Below are 19,443 nucleotides of genomic sequence, written 5' to 3'. Positions count from 1 at the left end.
GCCGTCCCGACGCCGACCACCATCGACGAGCGATCCTGAAGCCACGCTGGAGGTTCCTGGAGATCCCTTCAGCAAGGGTCTGCGGCGCTGGAGGCATGCGCCTGCTGATCGTCGAGGACGAGAGACGTCTCGCCACCGCCCTGGCCCGTGGACTCGGTGCCGAGGGCTTCGCCGTGGACGTCACCCATGACGGCGTCACAGGTCTGCATCTCGCGCGGGAGCAGGACTACGACCTGATCGTCCTCGACATCATGCTGCCCGGCCTCAACGGCTACCGCGTGTGCGCACAGTTGCGGGCCGCGGGCCACGACACCCCGATCCTCATGCTCACCGCCAAGGACGGTGAGTACGACGAGGCGGAGGGCCTCGACACCGGCGCGGACGACTACCTCACCAAGCCGTTCTCGTACGTGGTGCTGCTCGCCCGTATCCGCGCGCTGCTGCGCCGCCGCACCCGGGCCGGCGTCCAGGTGCTGCGCATCGGGGACCTGACGGTCGACCCCGCCGCGAGGCGCGCGGAGCGCGCCGGGGCGGACATCGCCCTGACGGCCAAGGAGTTCGCGGTGCTGGAACACCTCGCCGTGCACGCCGGGCAGGTGGTGTCGAAGAGCGACATCCTCGATCACGTATGGGACTTCGCCTACGACGGCGACCCCAACATCGTCGAGGTCTACGTCAGCGCCCTGCGCCGAAAGATCGACGTGCCCTTCGGACGGCGGTCGATCACGACCCTGCGCGGAGCGGGCTACCGGCTGGAAGCCGACGGGGGCCGTCATGCCTAGACCGTTCGCCTCCGTGCGCGCCCGCGCCGCGCTGGCCGCCACCGCGGTCGTCTCGATCGCTCTCGTCGCCGCGGGCATCCTCGTCGTCGCCGTCCTGCGGCACAACCTCACCGAGCGGGCCGGCCTGGAGGCCGAGGTCACCGCCCGCACCGTGGCGGGTGCCCAGGCCGCGCTGAACGGCGACTTCGGCACCCTCGACCTGCCCGACGACGAGGACGACCTCGTGCAGGTCGCCGACGCGTCGGGCAAGGTAGTGGCCGCCGGTGACGAACTGCGCGGCCGCGGCGTGATCAGCGACTACGCGCCCGCACCCGCACCCGAGGGCACGGCGTCGGGCGGCAGGCACGAGGACGACGACGACAACGACGACCACGGGCACGACAGCACCCCGGCGCGCGGCAAGGTCGGCACCGAGGTCGGACGCAGGACGCTCACCGTGCGGGTGGGCGACGAGTCCCACGAGTACCGGTTCGCGGCCGTCCAGGGAACGACGTACGACGGCCGTACCTACACCGTGTACGCGGGGGCCTCGCTGGCGGACGAACAGGCCACGTCGGACCAGGTCGTCCGCGCGATGCTGACAGGTCTGCCGTGTCTCCTCGTCGTCGTCGCGGGGGTCACCTGGCTGGTCACGCGGCGAGCGCTCGGGCCGGTGGAGGGCATCCGGGCGGAGATGGCGGAGATCACCGGCAGCGGCGACCTGGCCCGCCGGGTGCCCGAGCCCGGCTCGCGCGACGAGATCGCCCGGCTGGCACGCACCACCAACCAGACCCTGGCGGCGCTGGAGCAGTCGGTGGAGCGCCAGCACCGTTTCGTCGCCGACGCCTCCCACGAACTGCGCAGCCCCATCGCCTCCCTGCGCACCCAACTGGAGGTGGCGGAACAGCACTCCGAGCTGCTCGACGTGCCCGACCTGCTGCAGGACGTCGTGCGCCTCCAGCACCTGGCCGCCGATTTGCTGCTGCTCGCCCGCCTCGACGCCGGCGAGCGGCCGTTGGACACCCTGGTCGACCTGGATGCCCTGGTGCGGGAAGAGGTGGCACGGCGGGCGCGGATCGACCGCATCACCCCCGCCGTCACCGCCGCCGACACCGCACTGGAGGTGAAGGGCAGCAGGAACCAGCTCTCCCGGGTGCTGGGGAACCTGCTGGACAACGCCCAGCGGCATGCGTCCACCGGCATCACCGTGACCGTGGACGCCGTGGGCGACGCCGTCGTGCTGACCGTGGCCGACGACGGAGACGGCGTCGCCCCGGCCGACCGCACGCGTGTCTTCGAACGGTTCGTCCGCCTCGACGAGGGCCGTAGCCGCGACGAGGGCGGAGCCGCCCTGGGCCTGGCCATCGCCCGCGACGTCGTCAGCCGCCACGACGGGACCCTGACCCTGACCGACGCCCCCGCCGGAGGGGCCGCCTTCCGGATCAGCCTGCCCCGCGCTCGCTGACCTTCGGCATGCCGAACCCCGTCCTCCGCCGATGCAGTTGTCCCGTGGACCACGCCCGCACCGGTGCCGCCGGACTGGCCGGCACCGAGGCGCCCCGGACCTGGTCCTGCTCGGCCTCGGCCTGCCCGTCGTCCGCCACCTCGTCCAGGCCTCCGGCGGCGACATCACCCCCTGAGCCCGGCCCCCGGCCCCGGCCTTGACGCCGCCATACGCCTGCGCCCGGTGGCCGAGGACCCGTCACGTGAGGCGAGCGGCCGGCCCCGATCGAGGCCGGCCAGGGCGGCGGCGCCTTGACGGCCACCCGGGGGGATCACGTAAGCGCGGCGGACCTTCGAGGCGTCAGTTCATCAGCAGCAGACGGGTGTTCGGCACCAGCTTCCGGTTCACGCTGGTGCTCTGCACGAAGATCGTGAAGTCGTCGTTGTGGTCCGGCTTGACGCGCACCTCCACGTCCGGCAGGCCGAGCAGGGCTCGGGCCTCCGGGCCCGTGTACACCCGGTCCGTCTTCTTCTCCAGCACCGCTATCTGCTTCCGCGCCTGGATCTTCTCCGACTTGCTCAACTGGTAGAAGGCGCCACCCGTGCGGTAGGTGTGGCCGCTCTCCACGACCCATTCCCGGATCGCCGCGTCCCGGGCCACCGGGATCAGCTCGTACTGCGTCGGATCCACCGGAGTGAGGCCGGCCGCCTTGATGGTGTCCTTGTTGACCGCCTCGGCGCCCACGGAGAACACCGCGCGCGACCCCCGGATGCCCTTGGTGCGGCCCACCATGAACTTCTCGGTGGCCTCCCGGATGACCTGGCCGGCCTCCTCCAGACCCTGGGTGCTCGTGGCGTCCCAGATGGCGATGTTGTCCTTCGGGAAGCCGCAGCGCATGGCCTCGCGCTTGCCCATCTGGTCCGGCACGAGGACGGCCAGTGTCCAGTTGTCCTGCTGCGTCTCGATCATCTCGGCCACGGCCCGCACCAGTTCACGAGGATCCCTGGTGGGGGCGTCGGGACAGCGGTGACTCGCGTTCTCCTGACCGTCGGTGAGGACGAACGTCAGGAAGCTGTGGTCGCCGTACAGTTGGGCCGTCTGTGCCAGCTCCGCCTGCGACTTCAGCGCGGCCGCCAGCAGGGCCGTCATGCCGCCGACCCGGTACAGCTGCTTCAGCGACGGCATCCGCAGCACGTCCTTGTCGTAGATGACGCACTCCACCTTGTCGGCGAAGACGTACACCGTGACGCGGGTCTCCTGGTCCAGTTCCCTGGACCGGCGGGCGAGATAGGCGATCTGCTGGTCGGCGACCTCGATGACCTTGCTGCTCAGATGTCTCATGGACGAGCTTGCGTCCAGCACCAGGGCGACGTGGTTGATGTAGTTCTGGGTTCCTGACATGACAGCTCCCCCTCGTTCCGTCTTGATGCTCCTACTCTCCCATCCACCACTGACAATCGATCTTGACCGCCGACCGCGCGCGGAGACCGGCGGAGAGCGTCGAGGGGCAGGTCGGCCCGATTGCCTACAGCAGGAGAGGGAGGGTGGCCGCGTAGCTCTCGGCGGCCAGTCCCGACGGGCTCTCCCGCGGGTGCAGCAGGTCCGCGACCAGTCCGCCGACACAGCGGTGCCACAGGGCGGCCCGGCGCAGCATCGCGTGGTCGCCGTGCCGGATCAGGACGATGCCCGCGCGGGACTCCGAGAGCCGGGCCCGTCGGACGTAGCGCAGGGAGGCGTCCGGACTGGTCACGGTGTCGCGGTCGCCGTGCAGGACGACGGCGCGTTTGCCGCGCAGGTGCGCCGTGGGTTCCTCCGGTGGCAGCCAGGGGGCGAGGGCGACGACACCCCGTACCCGTGGATGGGAGGCCGCGCGCAAGGCCGCCCTGCCTCCCATGGAGTGGCCGATGAGGACCACCGGTACCGGACCCGCGAGCTGTTCGAGTTCGTCGAGCGCGCGGTAGGCGTCCTGGAGGGGATCCTCGTGGTTCCACCCCCGGTGTCGGTAGCGGACGTGTCCCAGCACCGCTTCCTGGAGCGAGACGGCCGACGCCGCGCTGCGAAGGACCGGACGCATCCTCAGCGCCGCCAGATGCCAGGGCCGTGACGTCTGGTAGCCGTCCGCCCGTCCTCCGTGAAGGGTGATGACCGCGGCTTCCGGCTGCTGCGGGCAGTGCCGGACCCATAGAGCCGGGTCGGCCGGTCGGCCGTCGTGACCTCGCGCCATCGATTCGATGCCTTCCTCCCTGGCGACGGACGGGTTGTCGTGCGGCTGATGCTCCAGCCGTATCGGGTGCTGAGCAAGTACTCCCCGCCGACGCGGCGTTGGGCCGCCCGGCCGTCCGCGGACGAGGGAACATCCGCGAGCCGGAACAGGTGAAGCCCTTCATCCGTTGCGGAACGCACGGCGGATTGGCGCGAGATCTTCTTTCACCTGATCGGGGCGATCACCAATCCGGTGGGCGGGCAGAACCGGATTCCCGGCGTGAGGGACGAAGAGAAGGATCAGCGAACACGGCCGGTTCCGCCGCGTCCTGCGCTGGGCGCGCTGGGCGCGCTGAGCGGAGTGCTCGCCGGCTGCGCCGCCCTGGCCGTGGCAGAACTGGCCGCGGCGGCGGTGCGGCCGCAGGCCGGTCCGGTCGTCGCGGTCGGAGGCGCGGCCATCGACGCGACGCCCGCCCCGGTCAAGGACTGGGCGATCCGCCACTTCGGCACCGACGACAAGCTCGTCCTGCAGCTCGGCATCCTCGCCGTACTGACCGTGCTGGCCCTGGGGTTGGGTGTGCTGGCGACACGGTTCAGGCGGGCCGGGGCCGCCGGGGTCCTGCTCTTCGGGGCCGTCGGGGCGGCGGCCGCCCTCAGCCGCCCCGACTCCCAGGGCATCACCGACGCCCTGCCGTCCGTCGTGGGGGCGCTCCTCGGAGCGCTGCTGCTGTACGTCCTGGTCCACCGCCTGACCACGGTGAGGGAGTCATCCTCACCGGAGTCCGGGACCGCGGCCGGGGAAGGGGGAGCTGAGAGGACCGCCGCCGAGGACTGGGACCGCCGCGGGTTCGTGGTGGCTGCCGCCTCCGCCGCGACGGCCTCGGCCGCCGTGGGTGCCGTCGGACGGTCGCTGAACGGCTCGCGCGGCCAGAACGCCGTCGCCTCGCGCCGGCGGGTCGTACTGCCGCGCCCAGGGTCACCGGCGCAGCCGGTACCGAAGCGGGCGGGGCCGCGGGTCCCCGGGATCAGTCCCTTCGTCACCCCGAACGAGGACTTCTACCGGGTGGACACCGCGCTGGTGGTGCCCAAGGTGGACGCCACCGGCTGGCGGCTGCGCGTACACGGCAAGGGGGTGCGCCGTCCGGCCGTCCACACCTTCGACGACTTGCTGCGCAGGGAGCTGATCGAGCGGGACATCACCCTCACGTGCGTGTCGAACGAGGTCGGCGGGCCCTATGTCGGCAACGCCCGCTGGACCGGCGTACGACTGGCCGATCTGCTCGCCGAGTGCGGGGTGCGGCCCCCCTCCCGCGGTGGACCGGCGGACCAGCTGGTCGCCCGCTCGGTGGACGGCATGACGATCGGCAGTCCGGTCGAGGACGTCATGGACGGCCGCGACGCGATGCTCGCCCTCGGCATGAACGGCGAACCCCTGCCCTTCGAACACGGCTTCCCCGTCCGGATGGTCGTCCCCGGCCTGTACGGCTACGTGTCGGCCTGCAAGTGGATCGAGGACATCGAACTCACCACCTTCGCCTCCTACGACCCCTACTGGGTCAAGCGCGGGTGGGCGCGCAAGGCTCCCGTCAAGACCCAGTCGCGCATCGACACCCCCAGGCCGTTCGCCCGGCCCGAGGCCGGCACGGTGATGGTCGCCGGCGTCGCCTGGGCCCAGCACAGGGGCGTCGACAAGGTCGAGGTCCGCGTCGACGACGGCCCCTGGCAGGAGACCCACCTGGCAGCCGAGGACACCCGGGACACCTGGCGCCAGTGGTCCCTCGCCTGGCAGGCCACCCAAGGCAGCCACACCCTCACGGTGCGCGCCACCGACCGCACGGGAGCCGTGCAGACGGACAGACGCACCCGCACCGTTCCCGACGGCGCCAGCGGATGGCACTCGGTGGTCGTGACCGTCGAATGATGCGGCCGGCCTCGTCACCTGGGCCTCATGCCCTCCAGAGCCACTTTCCCCACACCCCCTGACGCAGCCGCACAGTGCTGCGCGATTCAACAGGAGAACATGATGAACACGCGTATCCGCCGTACCACCGGCCTTCTCGCCGCGGCCGCCGTACTGCCCCTGGCCCTCACCGCCTGCTCCGGCGGCGATTCGGACAAGTCCGACTCCGCCGGCAAGGCGTCGGCCTCGGCCACGAAGGGCGGTGCCGACATGAACGGTTCGAGCAGCGGCGCGAGCAGCATGGACCAGCCGTTCGGTGCGGCTTGTTCCGCCGTGCCGAAGAACGGCGCCGGTTCCTTCGACGGCATGGCCAAGGACCCGGTGGCCACCGCCGCCTCCAACAACCCGGCGCTCTCCACCCTCGTGACCGCGGTGAAGAAGGCCGGCCTGGTCGACACCCTCAACAACGCCCAGAACATCACGGTGTTCGCGCCGACCAACGACGCCTTCAAGAAGATCCCCAAGGCGACCCTGGACAAGGCCCTGGCCGACAAGGCCCAGCTGACGAAGATCCTCACCTACCACGTCGTCGGCCGGAAGCTCGCGCCGAAGGACCTGGAGAACGGCTCCTTCGACACGCTGGAGAAGTCCAAGGTGACGACCTCCGGATCGGGCGAGTCCTACACGGTCGACGACACCGCCAAGGTCGTCTGCGGCAACGTCAGGACCGCCAACGCCAACGTCTACATCGTCGACACCGTCCTGATGCCCAAGATGTGACGCCCCCCAGCGCCCGCCGGCCCCGCACCGGGGCCGCGGCCACGGTGAGGACCCGCGGTACGAGGCGATGCCGGCCCGCACGCGGGGCGACCGGAACCCGTACGCCCTGCGGATGATCTACCTGCTCCAGGGGGCCCTGGTCCAGGTGGTGTCCCTGCCGGTGCAGGCGGCCCAGTACCCGTCCCGGCCGCTGTCCGCCCTGGCCTGGGCGGGCACGGCCGGCTGGGCCGTCGGGCTGTTCTTCGAGGCCGTCGGCGACGCCCAGCCGGCCCGTTTCAAGGCGGATCCGGCCAACCGTGGCCGCGTCATGGACCGGGGGCTGTGGCCCTTCACCCGGCACCCGACTACTGCGGGGACTTCTGTGTCTGGTGGGGGCTGTTCCTCGTCGCCTGCGACGGCGGATGGCAGGCGACGGCCGTGTCCGTCGCCCCGCCCCTGGTGATGAGCGTGCTGCTGATCGACGGAAGCGGGAAACGGTTGCTGGAACGGCACATGGCCGGACTTCCCGGTTGGGACGCGTACGCGGCACGCACCGGCTCCTTCTTTCCCCGGCCGCCGCGCCGGCCCCGTTGACCGGGCCGGGTCCCCGGCCGGTCCGGTCCGCCGCCCGTGCCGGAAGGCGATCAGCATGCCGGAAGGGGAGACTGGGACGAGGGCCGGGAGGTGTCCGGCCCTTTCCCGCACGCCGCTGCCGGATTCACGCCCTGCGTCGAGTGACGGTGTCCGCCGGGCCGGCAGGACGTTCGACATTCCATTCCCTCACAGGAGGGCCGACCATGGACATCAAGGGTTCCGCCGCTCTCGTCACGGGAGCCAACCGCGGCATCGGCCTGGCCTTCGCCCGGGCGCTGCTCGCGCACGGTGCCGCCAAGGTCTACGCCGGTGTCCGGGATCCGGAGAGCATGCGTGAACCCGGAGTCACCCCGCTGCGGCTGGACGTCACCGACGAGGAGCAGGTGGCCGCGGCGGCGCGCACCGCGGACGACGTCACCATCGTCATCAACAACGCCGGCGTCGCGGGTGGTCCGGCCCTCCTCGAAGGGTCGTTCGACGGCGCACGGCGCGAGATGGAGGTCAACTACTTCGGCACCTGGGCCGTGTCCCGGGCGTTCGCGCCCGTGCTGGCCGCCAACGGCGGCGGGGCTCTCGTCACCATGCTGTCCGTGGCGTCCTGGGTGGCCAACCGGCGGCTCCCGAGCTACGCGGCCTCCAAGTCCGCCCAGTGGTCGCTGACGAACGCCTTCCGGCTGGCGCTGCGCGAACAGGGCACGCTGGTCGTCGGCGTGCACGCGGGCTACGTGGACACCGACCTCGCGGCGGACATCGACTCCCCGAAGATCCTCCCGGCCGACGTGGCCGAGATGACGATGGCCGCCCTGCTCGACGACGCACCCGAGGTGCTCGCCGACGACGTCACCCGGCGTGTGCGCGCCGCGCTCTCGGGAGACCTGGAGACGCTGTACGCCGGACGCTGACCGCGCCCCGCGACGGTGGTCCTCCGTGGTGGCCGCGCGTACGCGAGCCTGCCGGGCGATGCCCGCTTACATTGGACACGTGGGTGCTACTGATGTCGGAGAGCAGCCGAGCGGTGACCTGGTCGACTACGCTGCGCTGTTCGCCGCCACACCCAGCCCCTACCTGGTCGTCGACCCCGGTCTGGTGATCGTCGGGGTGAACGCCGCCTACTGCCGGGTCACCGGCCGCACCCGTCAGGAACTGATCGGGCAGTACATCTTCGAGGCGTTCCCCGACAACCCGGCCGACCCGGAGGCCGACGGCAGGCGGAACCTGTCGGCCTCCCTGCAACGGGTGCTCACCACGGGGAGGGCCGACACCATGGCCGTCCAGCGGTACGACATCCCCGTCACCAGGCAGCCGGGCTCCTTCGAGGAACGCTGGTGGTCGCCGGTCAACACCCCCGTGCTCGGACCGGACGGCAAGGTCGCGTGGATCATCCATCGGGTCGAGGACGTGACCGGCTACGTCCGCAGCCGCCGTGAGCGGCGGCGGCCGGAACCCGTCGACCGGCCGGGCCCCCCGCCCGCGGGCCTGGAGGCGGAGCTGTACGCCCGCGCCAAGGAACTGGAACGGTTGAACGAGGAACTGCGGCGGGCGCACGCGCGCGAGCGGCAGGTGGCGATGACGTTGCAGGAGGCCATGCTCCACTCGCCCGACCTGGCGCGGCACTCCAACATGGCGGTGCGCTACCTGCCGGCGATCGGCTCGCTGAACGTGTGCGGCGACTGGTACGACGCCGTCGACCTGACCGACGGGCGCTTCTTCGTGGCCGTCGGCGACGTGGTCGGCCACGGACTGGAGGCCGCCACTGTCATGGGCATGTTGCGCAGCGCGTTGTCGGCGGCCAGTCGTGCCGTGGCGGGCCCGGCCCAGGCGCTCGAGGTGCTGGGCCTGTACGCCCGCTCCGTCGACGGCGCACTGGCGGCGACCGCCGTCACCGCGCTGGTCGACACCCGCTCCCGGCTGGTCATCTACTCCAGCGCGGGTCATCCGCCGCCCGTCCTCATGCGCCCCGACGGCACCTGCCAACTCCTGGACCAGGCCACCGACCCGCCCCTCGGCGCCAGACCCACACATGTGCCGCGCCCCCAGGCGGGCTCCGCCTACCACCCGGGGGACACCCTGGTCCTCTACACCGACGGCCTGATCGAGCGCCGTGACGAAGACATCGACAAGGGACTGCAGCGTCTGACCGACACCCTGCGCGACTGCCTCGGGCAGACCCCGGACGACCTGGCCGACGCACTGCTGGAGCGCCTGGGGGTCAGCCATGGCGCACGCGACGACATCGCACTGATCGTGGTCGGTCTCTGACCGCCCCGTCGTGCAGCCGTCCTCGGCACCGGATCAGAAGGCGGGCGGGGTGCCGTCCCGGGGGCAGGGGAAGGTGTCGGGCGCGGACCCCCAGCGCGCCGGGTGCTGCCGGTTGGGCAGTATCCCGCAGCTGAGCAGGGTGGCCGTCGCGCCGTCCGGCTGGCCGATCTCGCGGATGAACACCGCTTTGTCCGGCGGGTACTTGTGCTTGCCGTCCAGTCGCAGCACACCCGAGGCGCCGGGGTACTGGGACACTCCGTGGGCGGTGAGCCACAGGTAGATGTCGTTGGGCTGCACGTCGTGGGACGCCGGGAGCAGGTTCTCGACGACCTTGGTGACGATGCCCACCGTGTCGAAACCGCCGGCGGCGTCGGCGTCGGCGCTGCGGCCGCCGAAGACGGCCGCGAAATCCCGGGTGAACTGCGCGTAGGGGTCGCGAGGGTCCTGCGTGGGGGCGTTCGCCGTCTCGTACAGGAGCGTCATGTACGGGTACGCGCGCGCCGTCTCGGCCGGATGGAGCTGGAAGTCGATGGGGGCGCTCTCGGCGATCAGCGGGATGGTGCTGCCCTCCGGTGGCTGGCAGTGTCCGCCCGCGCTCTGCATGGCGTTGAGCAGGCTGGGCAGGACCCCGGAACGGCCCAGGTACACGATGATGCCGTGGGTGGCGGAGACCTTGTTGCACACGTCCGTCGCGATGTTGTCCGGTGTGGTCGCCCCGGGTTTCTCGCTGAAGCCGACCAGGTCGACGCCGCCGTGCTTGCCGTAGGAGTCGAGGAACAGGTTCTTCAGGTCCGTGCTGAAGTATGCGTCGGTCGGGTCGTACACGACCACGGCGTGCGGTGTGCCGCTGCTGAGGCCGTGCACGGTGGGGGAGTGTTCGATGAAGTCGGCGAGGACCGGCGCGACCCGCGCGTTGGGTGCGGAGATCTGGAAGTAGCGCTGCGGCGAGTCGGGCCCGACCATGTTGCTGCCGGTCACTGCGTTGGCGATGACCGGGATGCCGGCCTGGTCGAGTTCCCGGGCCGCTTCGAGCGACTCCGGCCGGCTCTGCGTGAGCCCGATGACGGCGGCGATGTGGTCCTTCCGCCGACGTTCGACGATCATCCGGGTGACGTCGGGATCCTTCGGTGACCGCGCGTTCCTGGCACCGTACTTGAAGTACTGGCCGGTGTTGGCGATCAGCAGCCGGATCGGCATCTTGTTCTGGCGGACCCCGGCGTTGAGCCGGTGCTGCTGCGCGATCGCACCGCGCAGGATCTGCAGTCCCACCGGCGGATCGTCGTAGACGCCGTTCTGGAGGCTGAGAGGAGCGAGGAAGACCAGAGTGCGGTAACGCCCGCCCGGGACGAGGGCGTTCTCCTCGGCGACCTGGCGTTCGAGGTCGCGCAGTTCCTTCCCGCGGCTTCCCGGCACGGCGAGGCTGCACTGCCTGCCGTCCGTGACGCCCACCCGCTCGCCCGTCCCGACCGTGACGCACGAGGGCGCCGCCGGCGGCTTGGGTGGGGGCGTCGGCCAGAGGTAGTGCGGGGCCAGGAGGACGCCGGCGCTCGCCAGGGCCAGCGCGGGAAGCACGGCCGGACGCATCCAGTCCAGGGGGCTGTCCCTGCGGACCATGACACCGGGGTGGGTCTCGATCCTCTCCTTCGCCTTGCCCTCGGTGTCGTCCTCGGCCGGCAGGGTGACGAGACGTACGGGCTCGGCACTGCCTTCCTTGAGGTAGGTGAAGACCTTGTCGGGGATGCCGTTCGGCCGGCTCAGGTCGGCGTCGAGCGGGGCGGCGTACGCCGGGGGCGGACCCGCGCAGGCGGCCAGGACCAGGAGGGGTCTGGACGGCTGGTCGCCGGCGAGTTCCTCGAAGGCGCCGAGGAACGCCCGGCCGGCGCCGTCCACGTCGTCGATCTCCGGGACGAGGACGACGAAGGACCACCGGCGCCGGGCCCACAGATGGCTCAGCCAGGTCCTGCTCCGGGTGGCCTTCCGCAGGTCGGTGAGCAGCGCGCGCAGCAGGATCCGCCGCACCCGCGGATCGTCGCGGTCCAGCTCGCCGTCGCGGCAGAAGGTCAGTGCCGCGTCCAGGAAGCAGGACGCGTTGCTCTCGTCCGCGACCCAGCGCAGACCCCGGTGGCGCAGGTGGAAGCGGTAGCAGAGCTTGGGAAAGCCGACGATCAGCGCGGCGACGAGCCCTTGCAGCCAGCCGGTCAGGAGGTGCTGCCCCAACAGCTCCGCGACGCGCGCGCCGGTCCGCAGCGACCTCCGCCTCGTCAGCAGCGCGGTGTACAGGTCGTCGACGATCGGCTGCTGTTGGGCCTGGAGATCCCCCGTGCCCCGCTCCGCCTCCAGCACGGCCCGGCAGGTGTGGAAGGAGGGCAGCCGCAGCCGTCCCGACGGCATCGTGAGCTGGAACCGCAGGGCCACGCGGTCGATCGCCGCGAGGAAGCCGCCGGTGAGCTCCTGGTCGTCGACGACGGCATGCGGCACCTGGAAGTGGGAGGTGCCGCGGACCGGTGAGAGCCGGTGCGCGTACTCCCGGATCATGAACGCGGGTGACCTGGCGTCGCCGCCCTCCTGACGGCTGAGGACGAGGGCCGGCACTCGCTCCGCTCCGGACCGGGTGGCGGCGAAGGCGTCCAGCTGGCGTATGAGTCGGTCGGCCCACCTGGGGTAGCGCGGCGACGCGTCCATGGGCGTGGGGGAGTTGGGCACGCGGATCCTCCCGAGGCGGTGTGAGGAGGTCAACATGCCATGAGTGATGTCCGCCGAATCGGGCTAAAGCAATCACTGAAACCTAATGAGTGATTCGGATCGTTTCCGCGGCGGCGGATGACGCGACTCTGCCCCAGTCGCCCTCCGTCCCCGGCCGGCGGCGTCGGTCAGACGGTTCGGACGGCGTGCAGCCGTACGACCATCAGGGCCACGTCGTCACTGCCGTCCGGCGGCAGGTGCTCCAGCAGGTGGGTGCAGGCTTCTTCCGGCCCGGTGGGAGCCGCGCTCACGGTCTCGGCGAGATGGCTCAGGGAGAGCTGGAGATCTGTGTGGCGCCGTTGTGTTGTCCTCCAGCTCCGCGTACAGGGCCACGACGCCGCTGTTCGTCGCCTGGAGCTCGCTCGTCAGCTCCGAGTACAGGGCCAGGACCCGGCCCGGGCCGGAGCACGCTTGGAGAGGACGAGTTCATGGCGGCCGTTGTCCGCGACGGGCTCCAGACGGGTGGCGTCGAGCAGCCGGGCGGCCGTGGCCAGCAGGGCGTCCGACGGACGGCGTTCCTCTCTCCAGCGGAACCGCACGGCGACCGCGACGGTGCCGGACTCCTCCAGGCACAGCTCCGCGGTGAGGTCCTGCGTACCGAGGAGGTGCTCGCCGGCCTCGCTCACGACGGTGGTCAGCCGCACCAGGGGAGTGCCCGCCACCCCCGTGGCACGGCAGACCGCCTGTGTGCAACGGCGCAGGGTGACCACGTCCCTCGCCTCCCCCAGGGCGATGGTGATCAGCTCGTGCAGAGACCTTCCGGCGATCACGGCTGCCTGTGCACCGCCACGACGATTCCGGCGTCGTCCCGGCGGACCGCGGCCTGGTTGAGGATCTGCGCGGCGATGAGCGAGGGGTTCTGTGCGAACAGGCCGGGGAAGTCCGCCGGCTTCCAGCGGTCGCTGAGGCCGTCGGAGTGCATGATCAGGGCGGCGCCGGGCGGGAACGCGGCCTCGAAGGAACGCGGACGCGGCAGCTGCGCCCCGACGATCCCCGGCATGGACAGCAGCCCGGTGCGGGTGTCCGCGGACGCGACCAGTGCCGAGATGTTGCCGGCCCCGCACAGCTGCACACGCTGCCCGGCCGGGTCGAGCAGAGCGATCGCCACCGCGGCACCGCGGGTGCCGCGCAGACTGCTGTGCACGTCCTGCAGCACGGTCTCCGGACGGCTGTGCCGGCTGTCCCGGAAGGCTTCCTCGGCCCGGTCGGCGACGCGGGCTGCCAGGGGCCCGTGCCCGAGCCCGTCGCACATCATCAGCAGCAGCGCCTCGGCGCCGTCGCTCTCGACCGCGCGCACGGCCCACGTGTCACCGCAGACCTGCTCGCCACTGATCGGCCGGGTCAGCCCGTCGGTCTCCGCGGGACCGGGCGGCGGCACCTGCCCGTCCGCCCAGAAGCGCGCCTGGACGACGGTGCCCCGGCCGCGCAGGGAGTGGATGCCGGAGACGTCGGCGAGCCGTTCGATGGCGCCCATGCCGATGCCGAGGCTCCCGGACGCGGAGGTGCCGTCGCGCAGCGCCCGCTGGACGTCGTCGATCCCGGGACCGCTGTCCAGGGACAGACACTCCACGCCCACGCGGTCGCGAACGCGTACGAGGCGCAGCGCCAGGGAGCCGTCGTCGGCGTACTTGAGGAGATTGGTCGCCATCTCCGTCACGCACAGTTCGAAGCGTGCAACCCGCTCCTCGGACAGGCAGATGCCGCGGGCCAGCAGCCCCGCCTGACGGCGGGCCGCCGCGGCCAGCGCGATGTCCGACCTCAGCCAGCAGACTTCGCCGGCCGCGCCGACAAAAGTGCCGTTCACCTGCCCCACTTCACAATGCGCACAGTGGTACCCCCGGGACCCGATTCGATGTCGAACTCGTCGACGAGCCGCTTGGCGCCACTGAGCCCGAGCCCCATGCCGTTGCCCGAGGTCCACCCGTCGGTGAGCGCAAGCTCCAGATCCGCTATACCCGGCCCTTGGTCCTCAAACTCCACGAAGATGCCGCAGCGGCCGGCGTCGTCGACGGCAGCCGCCCGTACGACGCCCCCACCGCCGTAGACCAGCATGTTGCGTCCGAGTTCACTCGCGGCCGTGACCAGTTTCGTCTGATGGATCAGCGACAGACCGTTGCTGTGCGCGAGGGAACGCACCATCTGGCGGGCGGAGACGACGTCGCTGCTGGTGGCAACCGAGACGGTCTCGATCGAGGCGCTCGCGGTGCCGTAGTTCTTCATGCGCGGCTCGCGCTGAGACGACGCAGGAGTTTCAGCCCGCGCTCCAGATTGAGGGCCGTCCGGACACCCTGGAGGGAGAGGCCGAGTTCGACGAGCGTCATGGCGACGGCGGGCCGCATGCCGACGACGATGGTCTCCGCGCCGAGAACGCGCGAGATCGCCGCATTGGTGGCCAGCATCCGGCCGACGAAGGAGTCGACGATCTCCAGTGCGGAGATGTCGATGACGACGCCCTTGGCGTCGTCGGCGACGATACGGTTCGACAGGTCTTCCTGGAGGTCCATCACCATCTGGTCCTCGAGGTCCGTCTGGATGGAGACCAGCAGGATCTCGCCGATCTTGAGTACGGGGACGCGGTCGGTCACAGCAGACCCCGCACATCGTCCTCGGCGTCCTGGGCGATTTCCTTCAGCGCCCGGCGCAGCGCGTCGGACAGCGAGGCGTTGGTGGGGATGTCACCGAACTCGATCCCCAGCGCCACGATCGTCTGGGCGATCTGCGGGCGTATGCCGGAGATGATGCACTGCGCGCCCATCATGCGGGCGGCCACCACCGTCTTCAGCAGGTGCTGGGCGACCTGGGTGTCCACGGTCGGGACGCCGGTGATGTCGATGATGGCGTGGGTGGAGTCGCTGTCGACCAGGTTCTGCAGCAGTTTCTCCATCACCACCTGGGTACGGGCCGAGTCGAGCGTGCCAACGAGGGGAACGCCGACCACGCCCTTCCACAGCTGGACGACCGGGGTGGACAGCTCCAGCAGCTGCTCGGCCTGCGAGGAGATGATCTCCTCCCGGGTGCGTACGTACGCCTCCGTCGTCAGCAGACCCAGGTCGTCGAGGAGCCGCGCGAACTGCAGATACGTACGCATGCCGTTCTCGTCCCCGGCGAGAGTCGGCTCCAGCACCTCCTTGAGGGCGAAGACGCATCGGGCGGTCTCCGTGGGCGTGAAACCCTGCCGGGCGCGGTTGCGGGAAAGCTCGATCAACAGGCTGCGCACCTCCCGGAAGTGCTCGCCCCTGCCGTCCAGTCCGCCCGTGGTGAGGGCGGCGACGACGGCGTCGTACAACTCGCCCAGTTCACGCTCCAGTTCGACCGTGCTCAGGCGGCCCTGCACGTCCATGCCGACCACCCGGGCCCACTGCGTGAGGAAGGCGTCGCGCTCGGCGGTCAGCCTCTCGGTCAGATGCCGGGAGTTGCTGTCGATCGTCACGTCATCCCCACCAAACGTTAGCTGTATATGCCAAAGAGACCTTACGGCACACGTGATGAGGGGTGGCGACCGCCCGCGGCGGGGCGGGTCAGATGACGCTGCGGATCGCCGCCTCGAACCCTGCCACGTGTCCCGAGGCGAGGTCCGCGGCCTTCTCCGCGTCACCGTCGATGACGGCGCGCAGCAGAGGCCCGTGCTCGTGCACATGGCCCGCCAGGCCCGGCAGCCGGTCGAGGAAGAGGCACCAGATGCGTGTGGCCAGGTTGTCGTACCTGATCAGGGTGTCCTCGAGGTAGGGATTCCGAGTCGCGGCGTAGAGCGCGCGGTGCACGGTCATGTCGAGCCGGATGAGGTCGGCCCCGCGGTCGGACGCGTCCGCCAGCTCTGCGAGCAGTCCTTCGAGGTCCTGACGGTCGCGCTCGCCGGCGCGCTGTGCGGCCATGCTCGCCGCGAGGGGCTCCAGCTGTTTGCGGACCTCCGAGATGTGGCCGAGGTCGGCGATCTGCACCTCCGTGGCGAAGGTTCCGCGCCGGGGGTAGGAGACGATCAGCCGCTCGTGCTCCAGCCGCTTGAGCGCCTCGCGGACCGGGGTGCGTCCGAAGCCGAGCTCGGCGGCGATCCGCTCGTCGTTGATCGGTTCCCCGGGATGGATCCGGAGGGTCACCAGGCGGTCGGAGATGGAGCGGTAGGCCCGGTCGGCCAGCGTTCCCCCACCGGGGCCGACAACGGTCGACGAAGTCACCCCGGAACCTCCCTTGACGCTGTCCTACGGCGCTCCTACTGTAGCGCAACAACGGATTAATATATCAGTTGGCTTTCAGTCGCTCACCAGGGGGTTTTCCATGAACGCCCAAGCCACCGGTCAGCGAGCGGCCCGCTCCGCCGTGCTCGGCACCCGGCTGGACGACTTCGATCCCGAGATCGCCGCGGCCATCGACGCGAAGCCGGCCCGGCAGCGTGGCACCCCGGAGACGATCGCCGGCGAGAACTTCGTGCCCCTCGCGGTCATGCGGGCCCAGGGCTCGGTGCCGACCAACAAGTACGCCGAGGGCTACCCCGGACGCCGCTGCTACGGCGGCTGCGAGCACGTCGACGTGCTCGAGCGGCTCGCCGTCGACCGCGTCAAGCAGCTGTTCGGAGCCGAGGCCGCCGACGTGCAGGCGTACTCCGGCGCACAGGCCGACGCGGCCGCCATGGCCGCCCTGCTGCAGCCCGGCGACACCGTCCTGGGGCTGGACCTGGCGCACGGCGGCCACCTCACCCACGGCATGCGGATCAATCTCTCCGGACGCCTGTACAAGGCGGCGGCCTACCGGGTCGGCGAACACGACCACCGCATCGACATGGAGCAGGTCCGCAAGCTCGCCCAGGAACACCGGCCGAAGCTGATCGTGGCCGGCTGGTCGGCGTACCACCGCCGGCTCGACTTCGCCGAGTTCCGCCGGATCGCCGACGAGGTCGGCGCCTGCTTCATGGTCGACATGGCCCACTTAGCGGGCCTGGTCGCCGCCGGTCTGCACCCCTCTCCGGTGTCCCACGTGCATGTGGTGACCACCACCACCCACAAGACGCTCGGCGGCCCCCTCGAACACGTCATCGCCGCGAAGGCGGTGGCCTTCACGACGGCCGCCCAGCCGGAGTCCGCCGACGTCAGCGCCGCACGCTCCAAGGGGCGTCGATCCTGGCCGAGCGGCTGCCGGCCGACGACACCCGGGCAGCCGGGGTGAGTGTCCTGACCGGCGGCACGGACGTGCACCTGGTCCTGGTGGACCTGCGCCGTGCGGAACTCGACGGCCGGCAGGCCGAGACCGGCTGCACCGGGTCGGCATCACCGCCAACCGCAACGCCGTCCCCCTCGACCCGCGCCCGCCGACGGTCGGCTCCGGCGTCCGCATCGGCACCCCGGCCCTGGCCGCCCGCGGCTTCGGGGCCGAGGAGTTCACGGGGGTCGCCGGCATCATCGCCACGGCCCTCCTGCCCGGCTTCGACGACCGGACCGCCGACGCGCTGCGCCACCGCGTCCGGGTCCTGACCGACCGCTTCCCGCTCTACCCCGCCGATCCCCAGCTCGCGGCCCAGGAGGCTGCCCAGTGATGAACCCGCGTGACAACCGACCGGCCACGCCCGGAGACGTCCTGCCCGACCACCCGGACTTCCTGTGGCGCAACCCCGACCCCGAACCGTCCTACGACGTCGTCATCGTCGGCGGCGGCGGACACGGCCTGGCCACCGCCTACTACCTCGCCAAGAACCACGGCATCACCAACGTCGCCGTCCTGGAGAAGGGCTGGCTCGCGGGCGGCAACATGGCCCGCAACACCACCATCATCCGCTCCAACTACCTCTGGGACGAGAGCTCCGGCATCTACGAGCACTCACTGAAGCTGTGGGAGACCCTCGAGGAGGACCTCGGCTGTCCCATCCTCTTCAGCCAGCGCGGCGTGCTCAACCTCGCCCACAGTCTCCAGGACATCCGGGACAGCAAGCGCCGCGTCCACGCCAACCAGCTCAACGGCATCGACGCCGAGTGGCTGGAGCCGGACGAGGTCGCCGAGGTCTGCCCCATCGTCAACGTCTCGCCCGACGTGCGCTACCCGGTGCTCGGCGCGACGTACCAGCCGCGCGCGGGTATCGCCAAACACGACTACGTGGCCTGGGGCTTCGCCCGCAGGGCCGACGAGTACGGCATCGACCTGATCCAGGACTGCGAGGTCACCGGGCTCGACATCCAGGGCGGCCGCGTCCGAGGCGTGCGGACCACCCGCGGTCCCATCGCCGCGGGGAAGGTCGCGCTCGCGGGCGCGGGCCACTCGTCCGTGCTGGCGTCCATGGCCGGGTTGCGGCTGCCGCTCCAGAGCCACCCGCTCCAGGCCCTGGTCTCGGAGCTCCTCGAACCGGTGCACCCGACCGTGGTCATGTCGAACGCCGTCCATGTGTACGTCTCCCAGGCCCACAAGGGCGAGCTCGTCATGGGCGCCGGCATCGACAGCTACAACGGCTACGGACAGCGCGGTGCGTTCCACATCCTGGAGCGCCAGACGGCCGCCGCGCTCGAACTCTTCCCGGTCTTCGCACGCGCCCACATGCTGCGCACCTGGGCGGGCATCGTCGACGTCACCCCGGACGCCTCACCCATCGTCGGCCTGACCCCCGTCGACGACCTCTACCTCAACTGCGGCTGGGGGACCGGCGGCTTCAAGGCCACACCGGGCGTCGGCTGGTGCTACGCCCACACCATCGCCACCGGCGAACCGCACCCCTACAACGCGCCCTTCACCCTCTCCCGCTTCACCACCGGCGCCCTGGTCGACGAGCACGGCGCGGCCGCCGTCGCCCACTAGCCGAGGAGTAC

At 71.1% G+C, this 19,443-nt stretch carries 18 protein-coding genes and 2 pseudogenes; 10 read left to right on the top strand and 10 right to left on the bottom strand.

The features are described 5' to 3' along the window. Positions 1-95: 95 nt before the first annotated feature. Genes BLW57_RS02935 through BLW57_RS41205 form a run of 3 tightly spaced genes read left to right on the top strand, consistent with a single transcriptional unit; the run spans position 96 to position 2,401 of the window. On the top strand, positions 96-782 hold the full coding sequence (locus tag BLW57_RS02935) for a response regulator transcription factor (protein ID WP_093471906.1): 687 nt from the start codon (positions 96-98) through the stop codon (positions 780-782). Further along, positions 775-2,226, top strand: a complete 1,452-nt coding sequence (locus BLW57_RS02930) for a sensor histidine kinase (protein WP_093471904.1) — start codon at positions 775-777, stop codon at positions 2,224-2,226. The genes BLW57_RS02935 and BLW57_RS02930 overlap by 8 nt, the downstream gene beginning before the upstream one ends. 31 nt (positions 2,227-2,257) lie before the next feature. Next, positions 2,258-2,401: a hypothetical protein gene (locus BLW57_RS41205; protein WP_176985430.1), complete on the top strand. Its 144-nt coding sequence runs from the start codon at positions 2,258-2,260 to the stop codon at positions 2,399-2,401. 164 nt (positions 2,402-2,565) lie between these two features. On the opposite strand, the gene BLW57_RS02925 is transcribed toward BLW57_RS41205, so the two are convergent. Beyond that, positions 2,566-3,606, bottom strand: a complete 1,041-nt coding sequence (locus BLW57_RS02925; RefSeq protein WP_093471903.1) for a vWA domain-containing protein — start codon at positions 3,604-3,606, stop codon at positions 2,566-2,568. A gap of 124 nt (positions 3,607-3,730) precedes the next feature. Then, positions 3,731-4,429 (bottom strand): alpha/beta fold hydrolase, encoded by a 699-nt coding sequence (locus BLW57_RS02920; protein WP_093471901.1) that lies wholly within the window; start codon positions 4,427-4,429, stop codon positions 3,731-3,733. A 258-nt stretch (positions 4,430-4,687) separates the two neighbouring features. Between BLW57_RS02920 and BLW57_RS02915 the strand changes: the two genes are divergently transcribed. From BLW57_RS02915 to BLW57_RS02895, 5 genes and pseudogenes are all read left to right on the top strand, one after another. Next, positions 4,688-6,328: a molybdopterin-dependent oxidoreductase gene (locus tag BLW57_RS02915; RefSeq protein WP_371127770.1), complete on the top strand. Its 1,641-nt coding sequence runs from the start codon at positions 4,688-4,690 to the stop codon at positions 6,326-6,328. A gap of 102 nt (positions 6,329-6,430) precedes the next feature. Beyond that, a complete protein-coding gene (locus BLW57_RS02910) occupies positions 6,431-7,087 on the top strand; it encodes a fasciclin domain-containing protein (protein WP_093471900.1) in 657 nt (218 codons plus the stop codon). Between the two features lie 28 nt (positions 7,088-7,115). Then, positions 7,116-7,660: pseudogene (locus tag BLW57_RS02905) on the top strand (DUF1295 domain-containing protein); the annotation flags it as partial. A 203-nt stretch (positions 7,661-7,863) separates the two neighbouring features. Continuing rightward, positions 7,864-8,562, top strand: coding sequence for an SDR family oxidoreductase (locus BLW57_RS02900; protein ID WP_093471898.1), 699 nt, complete (start codon positions 7,864-7,866; stop codon positions 8,560-8,562). A 58-nt stretch (positions 8,563-8,620) separates the two neighbouring features. Further along, a complete protein-coding gene (locus BLW57_RS02895) occupies positions 8,621-9,919 on the top strand; it encodes a PP2C family protein-serine/threonine phosphatase (RefSeq protein WP_093471897.1) in 1,299 nt (432 codons plus the stop codon). 33 nt (positions 9,920-9,952) lie between these two features. On the opposite strand, the gene BLW57_RS02890 is transcribed toward BLW57_RS02895, so the two are convergent. The 8 genes from BLW57_RS02890 to BLW57_RS02860 all read right to left on the bottom strand — a co-directional run bounded on the left by BLW57_RS02890 (position 9,953) and on the right by BLW57_RS02860 (position 16,833). Continuing rightward, positions 9,953-12,622, bottom strand: coding sequence for an ABC transporter substrate-binding protein (locus BLW57_RS02890; RefSeq protein WP_143051579.1), 2,670 nt, complete (start codon positions 12,620-12,622; stop codon positions 9,953-9,955). Between the two features lie 167 nt (positions 12,623-12,789). Next, positions 12,790-12,912, bottom strand: coding sequence for a hypothetical protein (locus BLW57_RS42095; RefSeq protein WP_256339358.1), 123 nt, complete (start codon positions 12,910-12,912; stop codon positions 12,790-12,792). 114 nt (positions 12,913-13,026) lie between these two features. Beyond that, a complete protein-coding gene (locus BLW57_RS02885) occupies positions 13,027-13,431 on the bottom strand; it encodes a hypothetical protein (RefSeq protein WP_093471894.1) in 405 nt (134 codons plus the stop codon). Further along, positions 13,428-14,465 carry an ATP-binding SpoIIE family protein phosphatase gene (locus BLW57_RS02880; RefSeq protein ID WP_256339357.1) on the bottom strand — a complete coding sequence of 346 codons (1,038 nt, stop codon included), beginning with the start codon at positions 14,463-14,465 and terminating at the stop codon, positions 13,428-13,430. The genes BLW57_RS02885 and BLW57_RS02880 overlap by 4 nt, the downstream gene beginning before the upstream one ends. Further along, complete coding sequence (locus BLW57_RS02875) at positions 14,462-14,881, bottom strand: anti-sigma regulatory factor (protein ID WP_093471891.1); 420 nt, start codon at positions 14,879-14,881, stop codon at positions 14,462-14,464. The genes BLW57_RS02880 and BLW57_RS02875 overlap by 4 nt, the downstream gene beginning before the upstream one ends. After that, positions 14,878-15,246, bottom strand: coding sequence for an STAS domain-containing protein (locus BLW57_RS02870; RefSeq protein WP_093471889.1), 369 nt, complete (start codon positions 15,244-15,246; stop codon positions 14,878-14,880). The genes BLW57_RS02875 and BLW57_RS02870 overlap by 4 nt, the downstream gene beginning before the upstream one ends. Further along, on the bottom strand, positions 15,243-16,091 hold the full coding sequence (locus BLW57_RS02865) for an STAS domain-containing protein (protein WP_093471888.1): 849 nt from the start codon (positions 16,089-16,091) through the stop codon (positions 15,243-15,245). Before BLW57_RS02865 ends, BLW57_RS02870 begins: the two co-directional genes overlap by 4 nt. 88 nt (positions 16,092-16,179) lie before the next feature. Continuing rightward, complete coding sequence (locus BLW57_RS02860; RefSeq protein WP_093471886.1) at positions 16,180-16,833, bottom strand: GntR family transcriptional regulator; 654 nt, start codon at positions 16,831-16,833, stop codon at positions 16,180-16,182. Between the two features lie 100 nt (positions 16,834-16,933). Between BLW57_RS02860 and glyA the strand changes: the two are divergent. Both glyA and BLW57_RS02850 read left to right on the top strand, forming a co-directional pair. Continuing rightward, positions 16,934-18,185: pseudogene (gene glyA / locus BLW57_RS02855) on the top strand (serine hydroxymethyltransferase). After that, entirely contained in the window at positions 18,185-19,432 is a 1,248-nt protein-coding gene (locus BLW57_RS02850) for a sarcosine oxidase subunit beta family protein (protein ID WP_093471885.1), read from the top strand. The pseudogene glyA and the gene BLW57_RS02850 overlap by 1 nt, the downstream one beginning before the upstream one ends. Positions 19,433-19,443 lie beyond the last annotated feature (11 nt).

The organism is Streptomyces sp. 1222.5 (assembly GCF_900105245.1).
In the GTDB taxonomy this organism is placed as follows: domain Bacteria; phylum Actinomycetota; class Actinomycetes; order Streptomycetales; family Streptomycetaceae; genus Streptomyces; species Streptomyces albidocamelliae.
This window is presented reverse-complemented; position numbering and strand designations above follow the sequence as displayed.

What these genes read in the sequence shown, in the direction of transcription:
- BLW57_RS02935 (WP_093471906.1), top strand. Translation starts at nt 96, where the DNA reads ATGCGCCTGCTGATCGTCGAGGACGAGAGACGTCTCGCCACCGCCCTG.
- BLW57_RS02930 (WP_093471904.1), top strand. Translation starts at nt 775, where the DNA reads ATGCCTAGACCGTTCGCCTCCGTGCGCGCCCGCGCCGCGCTGGCCGCC.
- BLW57_RS41205 (WP_176985430.1), top strand. Translation starts at nt 2,258, where the DNA reads ATGCAGTTGTCCCGTGGACCACGCCCGCACCGGTGCCGCCGGACTGGC.
- BLW57_RS02925 (WP_093471903.1), bottom strand. Translation starts at nt 3,606, where the DNA reads ATGTCAGGAACCCAGAACTACATCAACCACGTCGCCCTGGTGCTGGAC.
- BLW57_RS02920 (WP_093471901.1), bottom strand. Translation starts at nt 4,429, where the DNA reads ATGGCGCGAGGTCACGACGGCCGACCGGCCGACCCGGCTCTATGGGTC.
- BLW57_RS02910 (WP_093471900.1), top strand. Translation starts at nt 6,431, where the DNA reads ATGAACACGCGTATCCGCCGTACCACCGGCCTTCTCGCCGCGGCCGCC.
- BLW57_RS02900 (WP_093471898.1), top strand. Translation starts at nt 7,864, where the DNA reads ATGGACATCAAGGGTTCCGCCGCTCTCGTCACGGGAGCCAACCGCGGC.
- BLW57_RS02895 (WP_093471897.1), top strand. Translation starts at nt 8,621, where the DNA reads ATGCCCGCTTACATTGGACACGTGGGTGCTACTGATGTCGGAGAGCAG.
- BLW57_RS02875 (WP_093471891.1), bottom strand. Translation starts at nt 14,881, where the DNA reads ATGAAGAACTACGGCACCGCGAGCGCCTCGATCGAGACCGTCTCGGTT.
- BLW57_RS02850 (WP_093471885.1), top strand. Translation starts at nt 18,185, where the DNA reads ATGAACCCGCGTGACAACCGACCGGCCACGCCCGGAGACGTCCTGCCC.